Source organism: Winogradskyella undariae, from assembly GCF_013285155.1.
In the GTDB taxonomy this organism is placed as follows: domain Bacteria; phylum Bacteroidota; class Bacteroidia; order Flavobacteriales; family Flavobacteriaceae; genus Winogradskyella; species Winogradskyella undariae.
The window spans coordinates 166,209-186,088 of sequence record NZ_JABTEL010000008.1 but is presented as its reverse complement, the minus strand read 5'-3'; the positions used below and the strand labels follow the sequence as shown (position 1 = coordinate 186,088).

Below are 19,880 nucleotides of genomic sequence, written 5' to 3'. Positions count from 1 at the left end.
TAATAAAATTCTAAATAGAAAAGTTAAGCCAATTCTAATTCAGGAATTTTAACAGCTATCAATTCTTCTTTATTTACCTGAAGTTCTTCTTGAATAGTTTTATATTCTGAAGAAACTGAAGCTACAAACACATCTTGATAGTATGCAATACCATCGAATAAATGGCTTTTAAAAGCATTCCATTTTTTTATTTGTTTAGCAGAAAGATCTTCAGACATAGTCTCTATTTCATTTTTTAAATAATCGATATACATCTTTAATTCTTTAACAAACATATTAGGACGCTTAACATTAGAAAGTACAGATGCATTTCCATTAATATGCTTCATCATTTCAAACAAAGAGACTTCCTTATCAAAATAAGCTAAATTAGGACCAGGGCATATAACAACGCCTTGCTCCTGCCCTTTTATGCTAATCTCATTTTCTAAATAAGAGGCATTTGCTAAACCTACACAAAGACAAGCTTTCTCGGTTATTTTAGCTTTTGCATTAGCATAAGCTTTTGAAGATAAATCTGCTTTTTCAGATTCTAATGCTTCCAATTTAATATCCTGATATTTCTTAGAAGCTGTACAAATCCCTTCGGCTCCAAACTCTTTACTTAGAGCCAATAATTTTTTAGGACAAGAACTTCCTGCTTTATCATTATCAATACGTTTTTGTTTATGAAATTCATTAGATGTACCTTTAATAGTGTTAAAAGGAACTCCTAAAGGTGATATTCCGCTTAAATACAAATCTTTTTCTTTAGCGTTTGCTAATAAATCTCGTGTTACTTTATCTACAGAGGTGGCTTCTGGCACTAATAAAAACGGTGTTCCCCAACCTACAGAATCTACATTATAATTATCAAGTAAAAAAGATTGCTCATCAGCAGTACCAACTCCTCCTTGAACAGTAATTTTCAACTCTAAAGGTTGCTCTGGTATTACCAATTCTTTTTGACTTAAGCCTTTTACATAAACTTCATAGGTATCGTTTATTAATTCTGATTTTTTAGTTTTAAATTCCTCTAAAATAGGACCTAATAAAAAACCTTCGGTAGCAAAAGCATGTCCGCCACAGTTTAACCCCGATTCTATTCTATATTCTGAAACCCAAAGTCCTTTTTTTGCTAAAAATTTTCCTTGAATCGTTGCAGAACGATAATCACTAACTTTTAAAATGATTTTCTTTTTTAATTGTCCATTTGCATCAGGAAAGAAGTCTTTAAAGTTCTCAAAATAACTGTACAGTCGTGGATTCATTCCTGCAGAAAGTACTACAGAAGAACTTAGGTTACTATTAGCAAATCCTCTAAGTGAAGCATGAGCATCATTAAACGCGGTTGGAAGTTGTTCCCCTTTTTCAAAATTATCTTTATCAACTTTGGTCATGATGTTAACATCAATATCCCCTGCTTTTAAATGTGTTTCTAGATAAGTTTTAATGTGGTCCTTAAACGCTGTTCCTTCTTGTAATAAGTTAGAAAGCCCTTCTTTAAAGTCTGACTTATGCGGTAAGGTTGAAATAAAGTTTTCTAAAGCCAATTTACTTTCCGATAATTCAGCTTTAAACTTTGAGAATTTGTCTTTTACAATGGTATCCGCTAAGTTTAAATAGGACGTAATACGTTCTGCACGATAGTCGTGTGCCTTTTTTGTTATTTCTTTATATGGTAAGTTGAATTTCTTACTATAAAAAGCATTCATTTTTTCTACAAGCTCGTCATCTATAATAGATATTACAGACGAAATACCATATTGAGCCACTCTAATTGGACTATCTATAGTATAAGCTAATCCCATAACTGGGATATGAAAATTATGTGTTGGGTGAGATGAAGCCATCTTTTTTATTTTTAAAATTAGATAAGCTACGAATATAGACTCATCACTTTCTAAAAAACATGACAATTGTCATACAACCTCAACCTTTATTTAATAAGCTAACACTTAATTAAGTTTCTCTGTTTTATAGAGTACAAAAAGAATAATGATAGGGATTGCCAAAATACCTACATGCAATAAATCGGTTTTAAATAGGCTTGGCATCATTATTAATGTCACCACATAACCACCAATAGCACCACCAAAGTGAGCATCATGTCCTATATTACCAATTCTATTTTTCATTCCATATATTGAATAAAGTAAGTAACCAATACCAAATATATAACCTGGAATAGGGATTGGTATAAACATCATATATAAACTCATTTGTGGCTGAAGTAAAATAGCGGCATATAAAATTCCGGTAACAGCTCCACTAGCTCCTATTGCACTATACCAATCTTCATCTTTATGAAAATAAAGCGAAAGTAAGTTTCCAAATATTAAACTCGCCATATAAATAATAACAAATTTAACAGAACCTAATTGCCTAATTACAGCATCTGCAAACATGTAAAGTGTAAACATATTAAACAATAAATGTGTAATATCTGCATGTAAGAATCCAGAGCTAATCATTCTTATTTGCTCACCGCGTTTTATGCTCCCAACATTAAATTTATAGCGTTCAAAAAACATACGATCACCAAATCCTTTATAGGAAAAAAGAGCGTTTGCAACAATGATTACTATTGTTACGATACTTAAATTATACATAAATTCTAAATCTTATAAATCAAATATAATATATTTGCGCCTTAACACTAACATAGTTTAATGCAACTTATTGCTTACATCATAATCTACCCAATTCTTTGGCTAGTTTCTATATTACCTTTTAGATTACTCTATGGGCTTTCTGATGTTATTTACTTTTTAATTTACAGAGTTATAGGCTACCGTAAGTCTACTGTAAAAGAAAATCTAAGATTGGTTTTCCCTGATAAATCAGAAAAAGAAGTCTCTAAAATAACGAGTCAGTTTTACCATCACTTTTGTGATATGATGGTCGAAGCTATAAAATCATTAACAATTACAGAAGCGCAAATGAATAAACGCTTCAAATTTACCAACGTAGAACTTATTAGTGATTTAGAAGCAAAACAACGCAGCATCATTTTAATGTGTGCACATTATGGAAGCTGGGAATGGATTTTCATTTTACAAAAACACGTAAAACATAAAGGTTATGCTGTTTATAAACGTTTAGCCAATAAGCATTTTGATAAATTAGTAAAACGCATTAGAGCAAAATACAACTCACACCTCATCACCACTAAAGAAACTTATAAAGTTCTTTATGATAGTAAGAAAAAAGGTGAATTAACAATTAACGGATTTGTATCTGACCAATCTCCAAAAGCAACCAAAGCCTTTCATTGGAATGAGTTTATGGGTATAAAAGTACCCATGTACGTAGGTGCTGAAATATTAGCAAAAAGATTGGATATGGCTGTTGTATTTTTTAGTGTAAAACGTATTAAACGCGGTTATTACGAAACAACTTTTAAAACAATTACAGAACACCCAAAAGAATTTAAGGATTACGAAATTACCGATTTATTTTTCAAATTAGTAGAAAAAGAAATTCTTGAAGCACCTCAATATTATCTTTGGACTCATAAACGTTGGAAACACAGAGATAAAGTACCTGCTGAATTCCTTTAATTAATTCCTTTACAAAAGGAATCTAAGCGTAATTCTACTTATAAGAGGCAAAGACTATTTTAGTATTTAAACTAGGTTTTCTTTAGCAGTCTCGGGTTTCTGTAAATTAGTTTTTCATTTTAAAATAAAAAATCAAACTTTACTTCTTATTTTTTTTTCTCCGTACTTCTTTGTGTAAACTCTAAGAATCTTTGTGAAAGTATTTTTCTCAAAAAATATCAAAGAAAAAATCTAATATTACAACTCAAACCAAGCATCTACATTAGTCGCTTTACAATCTACATTAGCTATAGACTTGTGAATAAATTCATTATTGCATTTAGAATAATCATAATCCTTAGCCCAATCAATATGATTTTTAGCTAAGTCTGCAATACTGTTGCAAACATATTCAATTTCAGAATTTGTAGTTGTTGGATGAATAGACATACGAATCCAACCTGGCTTGCGTACTAAATCTCCAATAGAAATCTCATTAGTTAACTCATTAGACATTTGCTGATCTACATGAAGTAAAAAGTGACCATAAGTACCAGCACAACTACAACCACCACGTGTTTGAATACCAAATCTGTCATTCAATATTTTAACGGCTAAATTAAAGTGTAAGTCATCAATGTAAAATGAAATTACCCCTAAACGATCTTTATGTTGACCAGCAAGAATATTAATATTAGAAATACCATCTAACTTATTAAAAACAATGGTGACTAATTCATGCTCTCTCCTTAAGATATTATCGACTCCCATTTGTTCTTTTAAACGAATAGAAAGTGCTGTTTTTATAGTTTGAAGAAATCCTGGTGTACCACCATCTTCACGGTCTTCAATATTATCGATATATCTGTGTTCGCCCCAAGGATTCGTCCAACTTACAGTTCCTCCTCCTGGACAATCGGGAACCATATTTTTATATAGTTTTTTATTAAATACTAAAACACCTGAAGTTCCTGGTCCTCCTAAAAATTTATGAGGTGAAAAGAAAATAGCATCTAGTTGTGCTGCTTCATCTTCAGGGTGCATATCCATAGCAACATAAGGTGCAGAACAAGCAAAATCTACAAAACAGACACCTCCATGTTGATGCATCAGTTTTGCCACATCATGATGAGGAACTTGAATTCCTGTAACATTAGATGCCCCAACAACAGAAGCGATTTTAATGGTACAATCTTTATATTGATGTAATAATACTTCTAAATTCTTCAAACAAAATAAACCATCTTCATCTGGCGGAACCACTTCAACTTTTGCTACAGTTTCTAACCATGTGGTTTGATTAGAGTGGTGTTCCATATGCGAAATAAAAACCACGGGGCGCATTTCATCTGGAATCGTTGTAAAGTTTTTTAAATTCTCAGGAATTTTTAATCCTAATATTCTTTGAAACTTATTAATCACGCCAGTCATACCATTTCCTGAGCAAATTAAAATATCATCCTCATTAGCATTAACGTGATCTTTAATAATATGCTTCGCTTTATGGTAGGCTTTTGTCATTGCTGTACCAGACACTGTAGTTTCTGTATGTGTATTGGCCACAAAAGGTCCAAAATCGTTACATAACTTTTCTTCAATAGGTCGGTATAAACGACCTGAAGCGGTCCAATCGGTATAAATGATTTTTTGTTCACCAAAAGGCGATTCAAACATTTGATTTTGACCTATAATATGTTGTCTAAACTGACTAAAATAAGTTTCTAATTCAGTTACTTTATTTGTGCTTGTTTCTAAAATCATCATTCTATAACTTTACCAATTAAGACCTATCTTAATCTTTTTTATTACTCTAGCTTTAATCTAATTCAATCTAATATCTCAAAACTAGATATTAGCAATCGTTTTAATTTCTGCAATAAAACGATCAGCTAAAATATCTGCAGCTTCTTGGCTTGGTGCTTCTGTATATATTCTTATTATAGGTTCTGTATTACTTTTACGTAAATGCACCCAACTATCTGCAAAATCAATTTTCACACCATCAATAGTCGTCAGTTTTTCATGACTATAATTAGCTTCCATAGTACTTAAAATTCCATCGACATCTAACTCTGGTGTTAATTGAATTTTCTTTTTACTCATATAGTAGTTAGGATAAGAAGCACGTAACTCACTTACTTTTATCTGTCTTTCTGCTAATAAGCTTAAAAATAGAGCCACACCAACTAAAGCATCTCGTCCGTAATGTGATTCTGGATAAATAATACCTCCATTACCTTCTCCTCCTATAACAACATTATTTTTCTTCATCAATGTTACAACATTTACTTCGCCTACAGCACTAGCTTCGTAAGTTCCTCCATACTTTTCTGTAACATCTCTCAACGCTCTTGTAGAACTCATGTTACTTACTGTATTTCCTGGGTTTTTACTTAAAACGTAATCTGCACAAGCAACTAAAGTGTATTCTTCACCAAACATTTCACCTGTTTCATCCATAAAAGCCAAACGATCTACATCAGGATCTACAACAATACCAAAATCAGCGTGTTCTTTTACAACTGCTTTTGCTAAATCGCCTAAATGTTCTTTTAAAGGTTCTGGATTATGAGGAAAATGCCCCGTTGGGTCACAATATAATTTAACAGGCTCTACACCTAAACGTTCTAATAATAAAGGAATAGCAATTCCTCCTGTAGAATTTACGCCATCAACAACCACTTTAAAGTTAGCAGCTTCAATAGCTTTTTTATTTACTAATGGTAATTTTAAAACCTCATCAATATGTAAATCAATGTAAGCATCATTCACCGTAATTTTCCCTAAGTCATCTACCTCTGCAAAATTCATAGCATTAGAATCTGCGATTTCTAAAATCTTCTGCCCCTCAGATCCATTTAAAAATTCACCTTTAGCATTTAAAAGCTTTAAGGCATTCCATTGTTTTGGATTATGACTTGCTGTTAAAATAATTCCACCATCTGCATGTTCCATCGGCACAGCAATTTCAACAGTAGGCGTTGTAGATAAGCCTAAATCAATAACGTGAATTCCTAAACCTACTAAGGTATTCATTACCAAGTTCTGAATCATTTCTCCAGAAATACGTGCATCACGACCAACAACCACAATATAATTATCCTTACTGCGTTGCTGCTTTAACCACGTTCCATAAGCTGCTGCAAATTTAACCGCATCAATTGGAGTTAAATTATCATCAACAGAACCTCCAATAGTTCCACGAATTCCTGAAATAGATTTTATCAATGTCATAAAGAATATTTTTTTACAAATATAAAGAGATATCCCCTTTTTAACGATTTTGTTATTATGAATTTGTAATTTCGAAAGATGAACTTTCTAGCCCATATATACCTCTCAGGAGACCACAAACTTATCACTATTGGAAACTTTGCTGCCGATGGTGTAAGAGGTAATAAATACAAAACCTACCCTAAAGAAATTCAAGCGGGTATTATGTTGCATCGGCATATAGATACTTTTACAGATGCACATCCTCTTTTTAGACAGTGTACAAAAAGACTACATAGAGGTTATGGGCATTACAGTGGTGTGATTGTCGATATATTTTTCGATCATTTTTTAGCTAAAAACTGGAAAACGTACTCTGACGTTCCTTTAGAACTTTATATATCTAACTTCTATAAAGACCTCATTGAAAACCTTGACAATTTACCTCCAAGATTTCAAGCCTTAACTCCAATTATGATCGAAGATAATTGGCTACTTAGTTATGCGACTATTGAAGGCATTCAAAAAGTATTAAATGGAATGAATAAAAGAACTGAAGGCCGTTCTAAGATGAATGAAGCAGTCAATGAACTCAAAGAATTTTATGAGGACTTTGAAGAAGACTTTACTTTGTTTTTTGAAGACTTAATGGAATTTAGTCGCTTAAAACGGATAGAAATAAAAAATCAATTCAAGATATAAAGCTCACTACTTAAAAAAACAAAAATTTCATTAGCCTCATTATTTTATCTTAAAATTATTAATATAATAATATAATGACATTTATTACATATATCTACAAATACCACTATATTAATAATTAATTTTATGGTTTTTAACAAAAAAAAGACACAATTTTAAATATATTTAGCTTTTTTTAAAATATTTAGCATTTTTTTCACAAAAACCAACTAACTAAAATTATGATAAAAATCTTTACCCCTCTTTTATGCTTACTCTTAGCTTTTTCAACTAATATGTTCGCACAACAAATCGATCAATCTAACTACTCTATACAATCCTACAGTACCGATAACAACTCGACACCAGTTGCAAACGCTTTTGATGGAAATACTTCTACATACTGGGCTATTTATAATGCTGGTGGATTTTCACTACCCGCATATGTTGAAGTTGATTTAGGAGCAACTCATGACGTAAATGGCTTTAGCTACACACCTAATGCAAATAACTTAGAAAGAAAAGCCGTTGGATACGAGATTTATCTTAGCACTGATGGATCAACATGGGGAACCCCTGAAAGTGTAGGTGATTTTGTATGGGCAGACCTTTCAGATGCAGCTCAAAAAGATATAACTTTTGGAGCCGTATCCGCAAGATATGTCAAGGTTGTATATACCTCAAACAATAGTGACACAACAGACAATACTCATACAGCTGAACTTATTTTTTATGAAAGTTCTACGGGATCTACACAAGAAAATCAAACCATAGCCTTTAATCCAGTAGAAAATAAAAGTTCTACGGCTGCACCTTTTGCTATTTCAGCTTCAGCAAGCTCTGGTTTAACAGACATTACTTATAGCGTTGAATCTGGACCTGCAACAATCATTGGTAACACCGTGACTTTAACTGGTGTTGCTGGTATAGTTACTTTAAAAGCAGAACAAGCAGGCGATTCAAATTATTATGCTGCTGAAGCCTATCAACAGTTTGAAGTTTTAGATCTTAGCACTTATTACCCTACAGTCTCAACTCGACTAACAGAAGATTACTCTTTAGAAATGCCTTCTTTTTATGCATACCCTATCTATGTAACATCGTCTATAGAAGAACCTGATTTTATGACTATAGATTACGTAGAAATTTCAGTTGATGGAAATCCTATAACCATTGTTGGAGAAGAAGGCTTACATTATGGCCTATGGACACCAACATCATATGGCACAAAAACCGTAAATATTACCGTATTTGGCACTAACGGTAACAGTACTACAATTACAAGAAACATAAATGTTACTGATGTTATTAACACCCAAAATGTTCAAACAATGGAAGACGTGGTAATAGAAATTGGTACTGAGAATAGTCAGTTTTATTATGGTACACATACCTTACCTCAGCATATTGGTAGTTATGATGAAATCATTGCAAATTTAACCGTTGAGTGTCCTTCTGATGATGGAGATTGTGATGATTGGGATCGTAGAGCTAACATTGATGTTATGGGACCTGATGGTAACTGGATACAAATAATTCGTTATATAACACCTTATGGAGTTGGATGTAATCACACCATAGATTTAACAGATTACGCTAGCTTGCTTCAAGGAGAAGTAGAATTTAGAATGTATATTCAGACCTACGGAACGGGAGGTTGGCAAATATCTTTAGATTTTGACTTTATACAAGGTACTCCAACCTACTTATATTCAAACATCGATGAATTGTGGGACGGATCATGGGATTTTGGGGACCCTAGCAATTTACAACCTGTTGATGTTATAAATTATACTTACGATTCTAACATTTTAAGTTCTCACTTACGTTTATCCACTACAGGTCATGGTTGGGGTGATAACAATACAAGCAATGCTGCAGAATTTTATAACGCTACGCATTATATAGATGTTGATGGCGTACCAAATTATACGCAAAACTTATGGAATACATGTAATCCAAACCCAGACAACTGTACTGGTCAATTAGGTACTTGGATGTACAGCAGAGCCGGATGGTGTCCTGGTGCAATTTCTCCTCCAGACATTATTGATATGACAGCTCAAATTGCTAATGGTACTGTAGATTTTAGTTATAGATTTGATCCTACTTACGTAGATTATTGTCATCCTAATAGCGAAGATTGTATTTCAGGAACTACTTGTACCGACTGTGATGATGGCTTTAAAGCTCAATATGTTATAGATGGTCAACTTATTAACTTTAGTAATACTCCATTAATACAAGGAACACTAGGTATAGAAGAAATAAATAACACATCTACATATGAATTATTAGCATATCCTAATCCTTCTACGGGAGTATTTCAAATATCTAGCCCAAGTACTATAGGTAAATCTGTAATGCACATACAAAGTGTTTCTGGTGAAATAATTAAAAGTTATTATTTAAATTCTGCTGCGGAATTAAATAATAAAACTTTTGATTTATCTTCAGTAGCTTCAGGTGTTTATTTTATTAGTATAGAAAACAATGCTGGTCAAGGTAACTTGAAGCTTATAATACAATAAGGTAAGTTATCTAGTATTTATAAATTATAAAACATCGTTAAGATTAATCTTAACGATGTTTTTTTTATACCTTTTTAACCATTAAATTCCCTCTAATTCATTTAAAGCTTACAATAAAACAATGCTAGTTTTCTATTCTTACTGTACCTTTACATACTTAAATTTAGTACTCTTATAACGATAACAAAAATACTTTCACATATGAAAAAGACATCTAAACTAAAAAAAGTTTTAAAAATAATAGGAGGCATCATTGTCTTTTTCACTTTACCTACTCTTCTACTCTTTGGATTTCTATACTTTAAATACAATGAAGAATTACCCACAGGACAACAAGGAGCTAAGGCGGATCAATTAGCAATACAAATGCTTAATGCTTTAGATGAAACAGCTTATATAAACACCGATTATTTAGAATGGACTTTTAAAGGAAGACATCATTATAAATGGTATAAATCTGATAATAAGTGTGAAGTGAGTTGGGATCAGATTACTGTAATTCTAGATTTAAAAAATCATGATAATTCTAAAGTTTTTGTAGCAGAACAAGAATACAATGGTATAGAAAAGCACGATTATATACATAAGGCTGAAGGTTATTTTAATAATGATTCTTTTTGGCTTGTTGCTCCCTATAAAGTATTTGATGCTGGTGTAGAACGTAGAATAGTTGCTACTAAAAATAATAAAGAAGCGCTTTTAGTTACTTATACTTCAGGTGGATCTACACCTGGTGATTCTTATTTATGGCATTTAGATGAAAACTATAAACCAAAAAGCTTCCAAATGTGGGTAGATATTTTACCAATTAAAGGTTTAGAAGCTACATGGGAAAACTGGACAACTACAGAAAGTGGCGCACAACTTCCAACCTTTCATAAGTTTCTTGTTTTAGGTATTGAAATGGATAATGTTACAGGGGTGAAATTATAAATGAAGTAGTCATTATAGTGTTTTTAAACTAAAAAAAATAAAATTGTTACTCCTCACTTAGTATTCATATTTAAATATTCAAAAACCAAGTTATTCCACTGTATATTAACATCATAAATGAACACTTTTTTAAATTGTTAAGAATTGCTAAAAGTATTAAATCAGGTGAAAAATCTTAGTATTTTTGACCTGATCAACAATTTAAACGCGATTAATTATGAAAAAACTATTTTTTACACTTTTATGCTTCGGTATATTTTTAACAGCTTCAGCCAATAATACTCCAAAAATCGGTGATGTTTTAACCGTTAAAACCCCTTCTACAGAAAGTTTTAAACACATTGATTTTCCGAAGGCAAATATTTTAATAAAAAGAGGTGTAGTAACACGTTACAAATCAGTATTCAATGAAGCCGTAGTTATAGAAGAAGTTAACATAAAAAATAACGGATCTACTTCTGTAGTTTTAAAGAAAAAAGACGGCACTAAATTCTTTGGATTTTTAAATAAAGTGGAAGCTAATTACGAAAAAGCAATCAATGCAGGTGAACTTGAAATCCTTAAATAACTAGGCTTATTTTCACTTATAAACATAAAAAAACTTAGCCTAAATAATAGACTAAGTTTTTTTGTATTAATAAAGTACTTCAATAAGAACTTTCAATTTTATTAAACGTAAAACTTACATTTTACACATTCTTATACCACAATTCTATTGTTTTACAACTCTAAAACTATGTTGTCCTTCTTCAGAAAACAATTTTACAATATAAACACCTGAGGTAAATTCAGATAAGTCTATCTGTAATTGAGAAGCTTCTGTATTTCTACGTAAAACCTCTTGCCCTACTATATTATAAACTGTTACACCTGTTAAATTAGATTTGTAATTGATGTTTAAAACATCTTTTGTAGGATTAGGATAAACTGCTAAAGCATTACGCTCAAAAGTATCGGTACTTAAGGTTGCTAAGTTTAAAGTAAAATCTAATGCCTGACCGTAACCTGGCTCAACAACTTCTCCAAAAACATCAAATGTTATACCACAAGCGTCTACCTCTGCTAAAGAAGCTGGATATCCATCTGGATCTGGATCCGTGTAAGTTTTAGTAATTCTAATACGCGTTTCACCTAAAACAGCATCTGTAGGGATTGTAATATCTAAAGACACAGATACACCATCCGTGCCATCGGTATCAAATAGAGTTCCAACGGCGTAAACTTCACCTTCATCATCTAATATATCATTATGGTTCCAATCTATAAAAGCAACAATATCAGTTTCAAAATCACCTTCGGTATTTCCTGTGACAACTAAAGCATATGTTTCATCTGGAGCTACATTAGCAGCAAAAGAAGTTGCGTTTATCAAAACAGAACTTAAGTCTGTATTTACAATACTAGCGTCTGCAAAACTCACCGTTGAGATTTCTTCTACTATAACTTGTGCTTCATCTGCAATCTCGCAGTATGGAGCTGGAAACGTTTGTGCTTGTGCGCCTATAGCTAATAATAAGGCTGTTGCTAAAGTAATTTTCTTCATATGTTATTATATTTATAAGGTTAACTAGCAATTTATGATAAAAAAACACCACTTCTTCAAATCAATCCTATTTTAACAAAAACAAATATTTTAACACATAAACCAACAAAAACACAAAACTCTCATTATATATATATAAAACGTAACAATCACCTGAGTTTACACCTTCAAAACATATCGGTTTTCACTTCTTCTTCCGTTTTGATTTTTCTTCATTAAGCTTTACATAAATCAATTTTGAACGTCCCTTGGAATCTTCACGACGTTCTATTTCAAAATCAGGAATAGAATTAATTAAAGGTGTTAATTTTTGAAAACCGTAGTTACGTGAATCAAAATTAGGTTGTTTCTTCTGCAATAAACTTCCAACATCGCCTAAAAATGCCCAACCATCATCATCCGCAACATCATCTATAGTAGTTGCTATAAAATTAATTTCTTTTTGAGTGATGGTGTCATAATCACTTTTAGGAGATGTCGGAGCTGTACTAGATTCTGAAGGGAGATCTTCTCGCTGATTTTTAAGAATCTCTATGTAGATAAATTTATCACAGGCCACAATAAATGGACTTGGGGTTTTCTTTTCGCCTATACCATAAACCGCCATCCCAGCTTCTCTTAATCGAGTAGCTAAACGTGTAAAGTCGCTATCACTAGACACCAAACAGAATCCATCTACTTTTTCTGAATATAGAATATCCATAGCATCGATAATCATTGCTGAATCTGTCGCATTCTTCCCTGTAGTATAACCATATTGTTGTATAGGTGTGATGGCGTTTTCTAATAAAACGTTTTTCCACTTAGACAAATTAGGCTTTGTCCAATCTCCATAAATACGTTTTATAGTTGGATTACCATATTTTGCAATCTCTTCCATCATTTCTTTTACATAAGCAGACGGTATGTTGTCTCCGTCTATAAGCACGGCTAATTTTATATCCATAATAAGTTATTGATTTATATTTTATTTGTAACTAAAGATACTTCCTCTAACGCAAAAAAACCACTCCTAATGAAGTGGTTTTATAAATTATTGATAAGATTTTAAGTACGACTCGCCTTTTTAGCTTGTTTTGCCGCCTTTTTCTCTTTAGCTGATAATGTAGCTTCTTTTTTTACATTTTTCTTTGAATCTTGTGATTTTGACATATTGATAACGTTTTAAGATTTCTTCGTTTTATGAAAGTTAAATGTAGTAAAAAGAGCAATACAAATCCTTTTGTAGAAGACTTGTTTTAATTATAAATTTTATATGTTTTTTTTCACTCTATGCCATTAAAAAAAAGCCGTAACAAACTATGTAAAGACTAAAATTAAAGTTTTACAAAAGAATTATAGTAATGAGAATTAACCTTCATTATTAAATAAACAAAAACATATCGTCTTCATTAGACGTTGTATTTGCATCTAAAGTTTCTACATCATAAAAAGGATCGTTAAAACTCTCTTCTTTAGGATCTAATGTTGTTTTCTGTAGCCGGTTTCTAAATTCTTCCAGTAGTTTCATAGTGCTTTCTCGTTTTATTTTAAATATACGGATAAAAACACAGTATTGGATGTTTTAAAAGTACATAAAACGCCACATATCAAATATTTAGCATTCTATTAACATTTAGATTGTATTACAGAAACATTTAACCTAAAATTTAAACAGAAGCACCAAGTTTAATACTACTGAAGTCCTGTTTCAGTAGTTACCTTTTTCCATATCAATTCACTGTTAAGTAGAAAACTTCCTATGTAATCGAAATTACAGTCGCTGGGTGCAATAATGGACAAAAAAGATTCTTCTTTTTTGTCACGGTATAAATGATAAGTTTCTCCTACAATAGGTTCAAAAGCATAGCGTGCATTATAAACTAAATTATTATACTCTAACTCTTCCATCATTTTTTCATAGGCTGCTTTAAGCTCTAAATACTTGGCTTTAATTTGCTTATTTGCCTTGTGGATGTTTCTGGTTTTCCAAGATGAATTATCTGTCACTTGAATTGCTGGTGCCCCTACACTAGTTGCATACGGCTTTAAAGCGGCATCGTACCGTTGTGTATCTTCATTAAATACAACTTGATCTGGTTTCTTGGATTTAGACATAAATTAAAAGGCTTTATACAAAGATAAAACTCATTTAGGGCTCATAAAAAGGAATAGGCTATATTTTTTCATTAAATTTAGAACCTTAATATAATTGACTAAAATGAGCTTTACAAAAAAAATAGGCCCCTTAAACCTTTTTATGTTAGCACTATGTGCATTAATTATTATAGTTGCCGAGTATTTATTTTTAAGAGGAGATGAGCTTCATGCTATCTTTATCGGACTATGGGCACCAACACTACTAGGATTAGTAATTTTTATAAAACAGATCTTAAATGGAGGCAAATGAAATAATTTTCTCATTCTCGTTATTTGTATCCGTATGTGTGGTCATTTGGGCCATACTGTTAATCCGTGCTTATTACAAGATTGACCGTAAAGAATAGTGTGGTTTACTATACTTAAATTTTTAGCAAAAAAATGTGGTACTTTATTATAGCACCACATCTTTTTTTAATTTTATATTTTAAGATTAAATCATTTTAAAATCTAGAAGCAACTCACCTTCAATAGAAGCTTCTAAATGATCTCCTTTAACCACTAATCCAGTTCCACTAGCCGGAGTTCCTGTAAAGATAACATCACCTTCTTCTAGCGTCATAAATGAAGATACATAAGCTATAATTTCTTTAAAACTATAGATCATAAGACTTGTAGTTCCTACTTGTTTTTGCTCACCGTTAATTTTTAAGTCGAAATTAATCGCATTTAAATCAGGAAAATCAGATACTGGTTTAAAAGCCGACATAGGTGATGCTCCATCAAACCCTTTAGCTAATGCCCAAGGTCCTTTGTTTTCTCTACTTGCACTTAATACATCTTTAGCTGTATAATCAATCCCTACGGCTAATTCTGAAATGTAAGATTCTGCATCTTCTAAAGTGATGTCCTTACCTCGTTTTCCTATTTTAGCTACAAGTTCAACCTCATAAGCTAACTGATTTGTAATCTTAGGAAAATCAATATTCTTATTACCCGTTACCAAACTAGAATCTGGTTTAGTAAATATGGTTTGAGCTCCTGTTTTTATAGCGCTTATTTCAGATTTATCGTTGACGTAATTTTTACCAATACCTATTATTTTCATGTTATTTTTAGTTTAATTTTTTCAGGACTAAAGGTAAAAAAAGAACAGTAAAAGAATGTCATTAAAATAAAGAAAATACATCTATTATAATCAATAGAATTAACATTACATAAATTGCATTACTTAAGCTAGTCTTATTATAAACCTCATAATAATGGTATAAACTAAAAATCTAATTAAAATCAACAAAATCACAAATTATAAAATAGATTTGCAATACCATACCAATTAAAATTCTTGAGATGATTAAACCCATAATAACCTTAACCTTTTTGGTATTCATTAGTTTAAAAACAAATGCTCAAGCCTTAATTGAAAACCCACGAGAACTTAAAACTATAGAAAACATATGGGATTTAGATAAATCTAATAAACAAGGTACTTTTAAACTTACTCCATACAAACCAATCTATGTAACAGCTGCCAGATGGTCTAACAGCCCCAACAAATTACCTTATAGCGAAAACCCTGACTATACTGTAACAGACCCCATAGATTATAACAGTTTTGAAGCTAAATTTCAGCTTAGTTTTAAAACTAAGATTGCAGAATCTATACTCTTTGGAGAAGGAGATTTATGGCTTGGTTATACACAAATAGCACATTGGCAAATTTATAATACCGATATATCTCGTGCCTTTAGGGAATTAAACTATGAGCCAGAACTGATCTTAACCTATCCACTAAACTTAAAATTTGCTGGATTTACCATAAAAATGGCTCGCTTTAGTTTTAACCATCAATCTAATGGTAGAGATTTACCACGATCTCGAAGCTGGAACCGACTTATCTTTAGCCTTGCTATGGAAACTAAAAACTTACAACTTGAGGTTTCGCCTTGGTTTAGATTACCCGATGATGAAGACGAAAACCCACTTATTACGAGTTACGTTGGTAATGCTAGTATTACAGCTACATACAAACTAAGTAAACATACATTTTACGTTATTTTTAATAATTCATTCAAACTCAATGATAATCACGGTAGTTTACAATTCAACTATCTCTTTCCGTTGAATGAAAATTTAAATTTACACGCGCAATTATTCACCGGTTATGGAGAAACCCTAATAGACTACAATCACTATCAAAACACAGTTGGCTTAGGGGTTTCGCTTTATAATTGGTAACCTCTTACCTATTTTACACACTTTAACAATTTCTTAGTGTATATTGACTAATAGCACATTAAAAATAACACTATTTTTGATCGCTTAGAATCCCAACTAACACACGCTATAATGGAAACGGTCAATAACAAGAAGAAATTGCTAACTAAAATTTTAAAATGGACTTTAGCCATTATTATTCTACTGATCATTAGCCTGTTTGCTATCCCAAGTATTTTTAACGATGCTATTGCCAATCAAATAAAAAAAGGTATTAACGAAAACTTAGCAACAGAACTTCAGTTTAAAGATTCTAACATTTCTTTCTTTAATCATTTTCCTTCACTAACTTTTTCTTTTGAAGACGTTAACCTATCTAGCTCTCAACCTTTTGAAAAAGATTCTTTAATAACAGCCAAAGAACTCGGGTTTGGTATTAATGTGTTTAAACTTATTTTTTCGGATAAAGTGGTCATTAATGAAACTTACTTAACCGATTGCCATATCAAGTTAGTTAAAGATAAGTTTGATAGAAATAACTACGATATATTTAAAGCAACAGACACAATTACGACCAATAAAATAGAGACTGAAACAGATACAACTGCTCTAGGCTTAAATCTGAATTTAAAACATTTAAAGATTGACAATGCAACTGTACATTATGAAGATCAAGACCTTGGCATCACTATGATTTCTAACGGATTGAATTATAATGGCAGAGGCGGAATTGTTAATGGAAAGCTAGAATTAGGCTCTAAATTAGATATTACGAGTGTAGATGTTGTTTTTGATCATGTTGATTATTTAAAAGGCAAGAAACTTAAAGCGCGTTCTTTCACCATTTACGATACTGAAAACCTATCCATTACTTTAGATAAAAACACCATTGCTTTAAATGATTTAAAGGTGAATTTTCACGGAAAACTCGATGTCTTTGAAAACGGATTTGCATACAACTTATTATTCAATACAGAAGATGGTACGCTTGAAGATGTTGTAAGTGCTTTACCTCCAAAATACACTGAATGGTCTAAAACCGTTTCGCTTAACGGAGATCTAGATGCAAAATTACAACTTACAGGATATACAGGTATTGTTCCTAAAGCTTCAGTAATAGAACGTACTAATGTCGAAGTTAATATATATGATGGTAAAATTAAACATGCAGATGCCGATAAAGCTGTAGAAAATCTATACCTAAAATTTAAAGGAGATATCACAGGCGATGAGATAAAAATAAAGCTAGATAGCCTTAACTTTTCTCTTAATAATGAAATTACATCAGGGCAAATACTTGCGCAAGGTAAAATGGATTCATTGTATATAAAGTCTAACATAAAATCGAACATTGACTTAAACATCTTAAATCAGACTTTAAAACTTCCAGACCTTCAATTTAACGGTTTATTAATTGCAGATGTAGCTGTAGATGGTGTTTACCAACCTTCCCACTCTAAGTTCCCAAAAACAAACGGAACTTTCAACTTATCTAAAGGTTATCTATTAACTTCAGGATACCCAGAACCAATTAAAGATATTACCTTAAATGCTATAGTTAAAAATGAAGGACAAACTTATGCGGAGTCCTCTCTAACCGTTAATGCTTTAAATTTTAGTTTTCTAGAAAATCAGTTTACAAGTAGTGGCGTTTTTAAAAATTTCGACAATTTAGAATACCTCATTAAAGGAAAAGGAAATATAGATTTCACAACCTTAAATCAAGTTATTGAGCTACCTGTTTTAATTGCTAACGGACAACTTAAAGCCGATTTAAATTTAAAAGGACAACTAAATAATCCAAACAGCAATAATACACATAGCGGTTCACTTATACTTAAAGATATAGAAATCAATACAAACGAACTTCAATATCCTGTTTTTATAAAAGAAGGTGAGTTTTTATTCTTAAATGATAGAATGGCTTTTTCTAACCTTAATGTAAAGCATCAATCATCAGATGTTATAATGAATGGATATTTTCAGAATTATCTAGATTATGGTTTATATGAAAAAGGAGTATTACTTGGAGATTTAAAATTAGCATCTTCTAAAATTGATATTACAGAATTCTTTCCGAAACAAGAACAAATACAACAACAAACAGATAGCATAACTAATACAAACAACATAGAAACTGTTGTTAGTGGAGTAATGCAAGTCCCTAAAAATATAGATTTAGCTATTGAAGTAAAAATAGACACCTTACAATACAATAAGCTAGTCATCACCACTCTCTCTGGAGACTTAGGCGTAAAAGAACAAAGTCTTTTCTTAAAGAACAGTCATCTACAAATGGCAGATGGTACGGCAGATCTTAGCGGATTCTACCAACCAACAGCTATAGACCAAGCCTTATTTGCAATGGATATTAAAGTTAAAAATCTTAATATAAAAAAAGGCTACAACAGTATAGACCTGTTTAAAGAACTAGCACCTGCCGCAGCCCAAGCATCAGGGATTGCCTCGGTAGATTATAAATTAACAGGCACATTAGATAAAGAAATGCTTCCTGTATTGTCTGCATTAAAAGGTAAAGGGGTTTTAAAAGTTCATAATGTAAAATTTGATGGTTATAAACTACTCGGTAAAGTTTCTGAAAAATCAGGTTTTGATGCCCTTAATGATCCTAAAATTTCAGAAATCACAATAAATTCTAAACTAGATAATAATGTTTTAGAACTCGAACAATTCAAATTTAAAGTCAGTCCATTTAGATTACGTTTAGAAGGACAAACAACCTTAGACGGTGAGTTAAGCCTTAAAATGAGAATAGGATTACCCCCAATAGGTCTTATAGGAATCCCTGTTGTTATAGAAGGAAATAGTGATGAGTTTGATGTTAAGGTTGGTAAAAAATCATCAGACCTTAATACGCTAGAAACAGATACTTCAAGCTATACAGAAGACAAAATAAAACAAATGTCTACACTAAAAGACTCTATAAGAGAAAGTGCATCTTTAGATGAAATAAGTAAAATGAAACAAAGCATTAAAAACGTTAACCTAGACGCAATAAAAAAACAAGAAACAGACACTCTTAAGGTTCAAAAATAAAGAATATGTAAGTTATTTGTTTATAAATACGGATTAACATAACGATTTAAAAATCACAAAAAAGACTACTTTACTACAATCAAGGCTTATAAAAAGTAACAACTA

17 protein-coding genes are annotated in these 19,880 nt (G+C 31.6%); 8 read left to right on the top strand and 9 right to left on the bottom strand.

Annotation, left to right across the window (positions count from 1 at the left end):
• Nucleotides 1–23: 23 nt before the first annotated feature.
• Both HSX10_RS12445 and HSX10_RS12440 read right to left on the bottom strand, forming a co-directional pair.
• Nucleotides 24–1,832 carry a hypothetical protein gene (locus HSX10_RS12445; protein ID WP_173588550.1) on the bottom strand — a complete coding sequence of 603 codons (1,809 nt, stop codon included), beginning with the start codon at nucleotides 1,830–1,832 and terminating at the stop codon, nucleotides 24–26.
• Between the two features lie 105 nt (nucleotides 1,833–1,937).
• Nucleotides 1,938–2,591: a rhomboid family intramembrane serine protease gene (locus HSX10_RS12440; RefSeq protein WP_173588549.1), complete on the bottom strand. Its 654-nt coding sequence runs from the start codon at nucleotides 2,589–2,591 to the stop codon at nucleotides 1,938–1,940.
• A gap of 60 nt (nucleotides 2,592–2,651) precedes the next feature.
• Between HSX10_RS12440 and HSX10_RS12435 the strand changes: the two genes are divergently transcribed.
• Nucleotides 2,652–3,542, top strand: a complete 891-nt coding sequence (locus tag HSX10_RS12435; RefSeq protein WP_173588548.1) for a lysophospholipid acyltransferase family protein — start codon at nucleotides 2,652–2,654, stop codon at nucleotides 3,540–3,542.
• Nucleotides 3,543–3,779: 237 nt separating this feature from the next.
• Here the strand turns inward: HSX10_RS12435 and HSX10_RS12430 are convergent, their stop codons facing one another.
• Both HSX10_RS12430 and glmM read right to left on the bottom strand, forming a co-directional pair.
• Nucleotides 3,780–5,285: an aminotransferase class V-fold PLP-dependent enzyme gene (locus tag HSX10_RS12430; RefSeq protein WP_254453239.1), complete on the bottom strand. Its 1,506-nt coding sequence runs from the start codon at nucleotides 5,283–5,285 to the stop codon at nucleotides 3,780–3,782.
• Between the two features lie 81 nt (nucleotides 5,286–5,366).
• Nucleotides 5,367–6,755 (bottom strand): phosphoglucosamine mutase, encoded by a 1,389-nt coding sequence (glmM, locus tag HSX10_RS12425; RefSeq protein WP_173588547.1) that lies wholly within the window; start codon nucleotides 6,753–6,755, stop codon nucleotides 5,367–5,369.
• A gap of 78 nt (nucleotides 6,756–6,833) precedes the next feature.
• Here glmM and HSX10_RS12420 point away from each other — a divergent pair, with 78 nt between their 5' ends.
• The 4 genes from HSX10_RS12420 (at nucleotide 6,834) to HSX10_RS12405 (ending at nucleotide 11,447) form a co-directional block, all read left to right on the top strand.
• Nucleotides 6,834–7,436: an acyl carrier protein phosphodiesterase gene (locus HSX10_RS12420; RefSeq protein ID WP_173588546.1), complete on the top strand. Its 603-nt coding sequence runs from the start codon at nucleotides 6,834–6,836 to the stop codon at nucleotides 7,434–7,436.
• A gap of 221 nt (nucleotides 7,437–7,657) precedes the next feature.
• Nucleotides 7,658–9,946 carry a discoidin domain-containing protein gene (locus HSX10_RS12415; RefSeq protein WP_173588545.1) on the top strand — a complete coding sequence of 763 codons (2,289 nt, stop codon included), beginning with the start codon at nucleotides 7,658–7,660 and terminating at the stop codon, nucleotides 9,944–9,946.
• Between the two features lie 201 nt (nucleotides 9,947–10,147).
• Nucleotides 10,148–10,879, top strand: coding sequence for a hypothetical protein (locus HSX10_RS12410; protein ID WP_173588544.1), 732 nt, complete (start codon nucleotides 10,148–10,150; stop codon nucleotides 10,877–10,879).
• 217 nt (nucleotides 10,880–11,096) lie between these two features.
• Nucleotides 11,097–11,447, top strand: coding sequence for a hypothetical protein (locus tag HSX10_RS12405; protein WP_173588543.1), 351 nt, complete (start codon nucleotides 11,097–11,099; stop codon nucleotides 11,445–11,447).
• A gap of 144 nt (nucleotides 11,448–11,591) precedes the next feature.
• Here the strand turns inward: HSX10_RS12405 and HSX10_RS12400 are convergent, their stop codons facing one another.
• From HSX10_RS12400 to HSX10_RS12385, 4 genes are all read right to left on the bottom strand, one after another.
• Nucleotides 11,592–12,422, bottom strand: a complete 831-nt coding sequence (locus HSX10_RS12400) for a T9SS type A sorting domain-containing protein (RefSeq protein WP_173588542.1) — start codon at nucleotides 12,420–12,422, stop codon at nucleotides 11,592–11,594.
• A 184-nt stretch (nucleotides 12,423–12,606) separates the two neighbouring features.
• Nucleotides 12,607–13,368: an NYN domain-containing protein gene (locus HSX10_RS12395; RefSeq protein WP_173588541.1), complete on the bottom strand. Its 762-nt coding sequence runs from the start codon at nucleotides 13,366–13,368 to the stop codon at nucleotides 12,607–12,609.
• Between the two features lie 417 nt (nucleotides 13,369–13,785).
• The gene (locus HSX10_RS12390) at nucleotides 13,786–13,932 is read right to left on the bottom strand and encodes a hypothetical protein (RefSeq protein ID WP_173588540.1); all 147 of its coding nucleotides are present in this window, start codon (nucleotides 13,930–13,932) and stop codon (nucleotides 13,786–13,788) included.
• 164 nt (nucleotides 13,933–14,096) lie between these two features.
• The gene (locus HSX10_RS12385; RefSeq protein WP_173588539.1) at nucleotides 14,097–14,519 is read right to left on the bottom strand and encodes a DUF2452 domain-containing protein; all 423 of its coding nucleotides are present in this window, start codon (nucleotides 14,517–14,519) and stop codon (nucleotides 14,097–14,099) included.
• Nucleotides 14,520–14,622: 103 nt separating this feature from the next.
• On the opposite strand from HSX10_RS12385, the gene HSX10_RS12380 reads away from it, so the two are divergent.
• Nucleotides 14,623–14,811, top strand: coding sequence for a hypothetical protein (locus tag HSX10_RS12380; protein ID WP_173588538.1), 189 nt, complete (start codon nucleotides 14,623–14,625; stop codon nucleotides 14,809–14,811).
• Nucleotides 14,812–14,994: 183 nt separating this feature from the next.
• Here the strand turns inward: HSX10_RS12380 and HSX10_RS12375 are convergent, their stop codons facing one another.
• Nucleotides 14,995–15,609: a fumarylacetoacetate hydrolase family protein gene (locus HSX10_RS12375; RefSeq protein ID WP_173588537.1), complete on the bottom strand. Its 615-nt coding sequence runs from the start codon at nucleotides 15,607–15,609 to the stop codon at nucleotides 14,995–14,997.
• Nucleotides 15,610–15,851: 242 nt separating this feature from the next.
• On the opposite strand from HSX10_RS12375, the gene HSX10_RS12370 reads away from it, so the two are divergent.
• Nucleotides 15,852–16,739, top strand: a complete 888-nt coding sequence (locus HSX10_RS12370) for a phospholipase A (protein WP_217363269.1) — start codon at nucleotides 15,852–15,854, stop codon at nucleotides 16,737–16,739.
• Nucleotides 16,740–16,850: 111 nt separating this feature from the next.
• Nucleotides 16,851–19,775: an AsmA family protein gene (locus HSX10_RS12365; protein WP_173588536.1), complete on the top strand. Its 2,925-nt coding sequence runs from the start codon at nucleotides 16,851–16,853 to the stop codon at nucleotides 19,773–19,775.
• Nucleotides 19,776–19,880: the final 105 nt, after the last annotated feature.

What these genes read in the sequence shown, in the direction of transcription:
- HSX10_RS12445 (WP_173588550.1), bottom strand. Translation starts at nt 1,832, where the DNA reads ATGGCTTCATCTCACCCAACACATAATTTTCATATCCCAGTTATGGGA.
- HSX10_RS12440 (WP_173588549.1), bottom strand. Translation starts at nt 2,591, where the DNA reads ATGTATAATTTAAGTATCGTAACAATAGTAATCATTGTTGCAAACGCT.
- HSX10_RS12435 (WP_173588548.1), top strand. Translation starts at nt 2,652, where the DNA reads ATGCAACTTATTGCTTACATCATAATCTACCCAATTCTTTGGCTAGTT.
- HSX10_RS12430 (WP_254453239.1), bottom strand. Translation starts at nt 5,285, where the DNA reads ATGATGATTTTAGAAACAAGCACAAATAAAGTAACTGAATTAGAAACT.
- glmM (WP_173588547.1), bottom strand. Translation starts at nt 6,755, where the DNA reads ATGACATTGATAAAATCTATTTCAGGAATTCGTGGAACTATTGGAGGT.
- HSX10_RS12420 (WP_173588546.1), top strand. Translation starts at nt 6,834, where the DNA reads ATGAACTTTCTAGCCCATATATACCTCTCAGGAGACCACAAACTTATC.
- HSX10_RS12415 (WP_173588545.1), top strand. Translation starts at nt 7,658, where the DNA reads ATGATAAAAATCTTTACCCCTCTTTTATGCTTACTCTTAGCTTTTTCA.
- HSX10_RS12410 (WP_173588544.1), top strand. Translation starts at nt 10,148, where the DNA reads ATGAAAAAGACATCTAAACTAAAAAAAGTTTTAAAAATAATAGGAGGC.
- HSX10_RS12405 (WP_173588543.1), top strand. Translation starts at nt 11,097, where the DNA reads ATGAAAAAACTATTTTTTACACTTTTATGCTTCGGTATATTTTTAACA.
- HSX10_RS12400 (WP_173588542.1), bottom strand. Translation starts at nt 12,422, where the DNA reads ATGAAGAAAATTACTTTAGCAACAGCCTTATTATTAGCTATAGGCGCA.
- HSX10_RS12395 (WP_173588541.1), bottom strand. Translation starts at nt 13,368, where the DNA reads ATGGATATAAAATTAGCCGTGCTTATAGACGGAGACAACATACCGTCT.
- HSX10_RS12390 (WP_173588540.1), bottom strand. Translation starts at nt 13,932, where the DNA reads ATGAAACTACTGGAAGAATTTAGAAACCGGCTACAGAAAACAACATTA.
- HSX10_RS12385 (WP_173588539.1), bottom strand. Translation starts at nt 14,519, where the DNA reads ATGTCTAAATCCAAGAAACCAGATCAAGTTGTATTTAATGAAGATACA.
- HSX10_RS12380 (WP_173588538.1), top strand. Translation starts at nt 14,623, where the DNA reads ATGAGCTTTACAAAAAAAATAGGCCCCTTAAACCTTTTTATGTTAGCA.
- HSX10_RS12375 (WP_173588537.1), bottom strand. Translation starts at nt 15,609, where the DNA reads ATGAAAATAATAGGTATTGGTAAAAATTACGTCAACGATAAATCTGAA.
- HSX10_RS12370 (WP_217363269.1), top strand. Translation starts at nt 15,852, where the DNA reads ATGATTAAACCCATAATAACCTTAACCTTTTTGGTATTCATTAGTTTA.
- HSX10_RS12365 (WP_173588536.1), top strand. Translation starts at nt 16,851, where the DNA reads ATGGAAACGGTCAATAACAAGAAGAAATTGCTAACTAAAATTTTAAAA.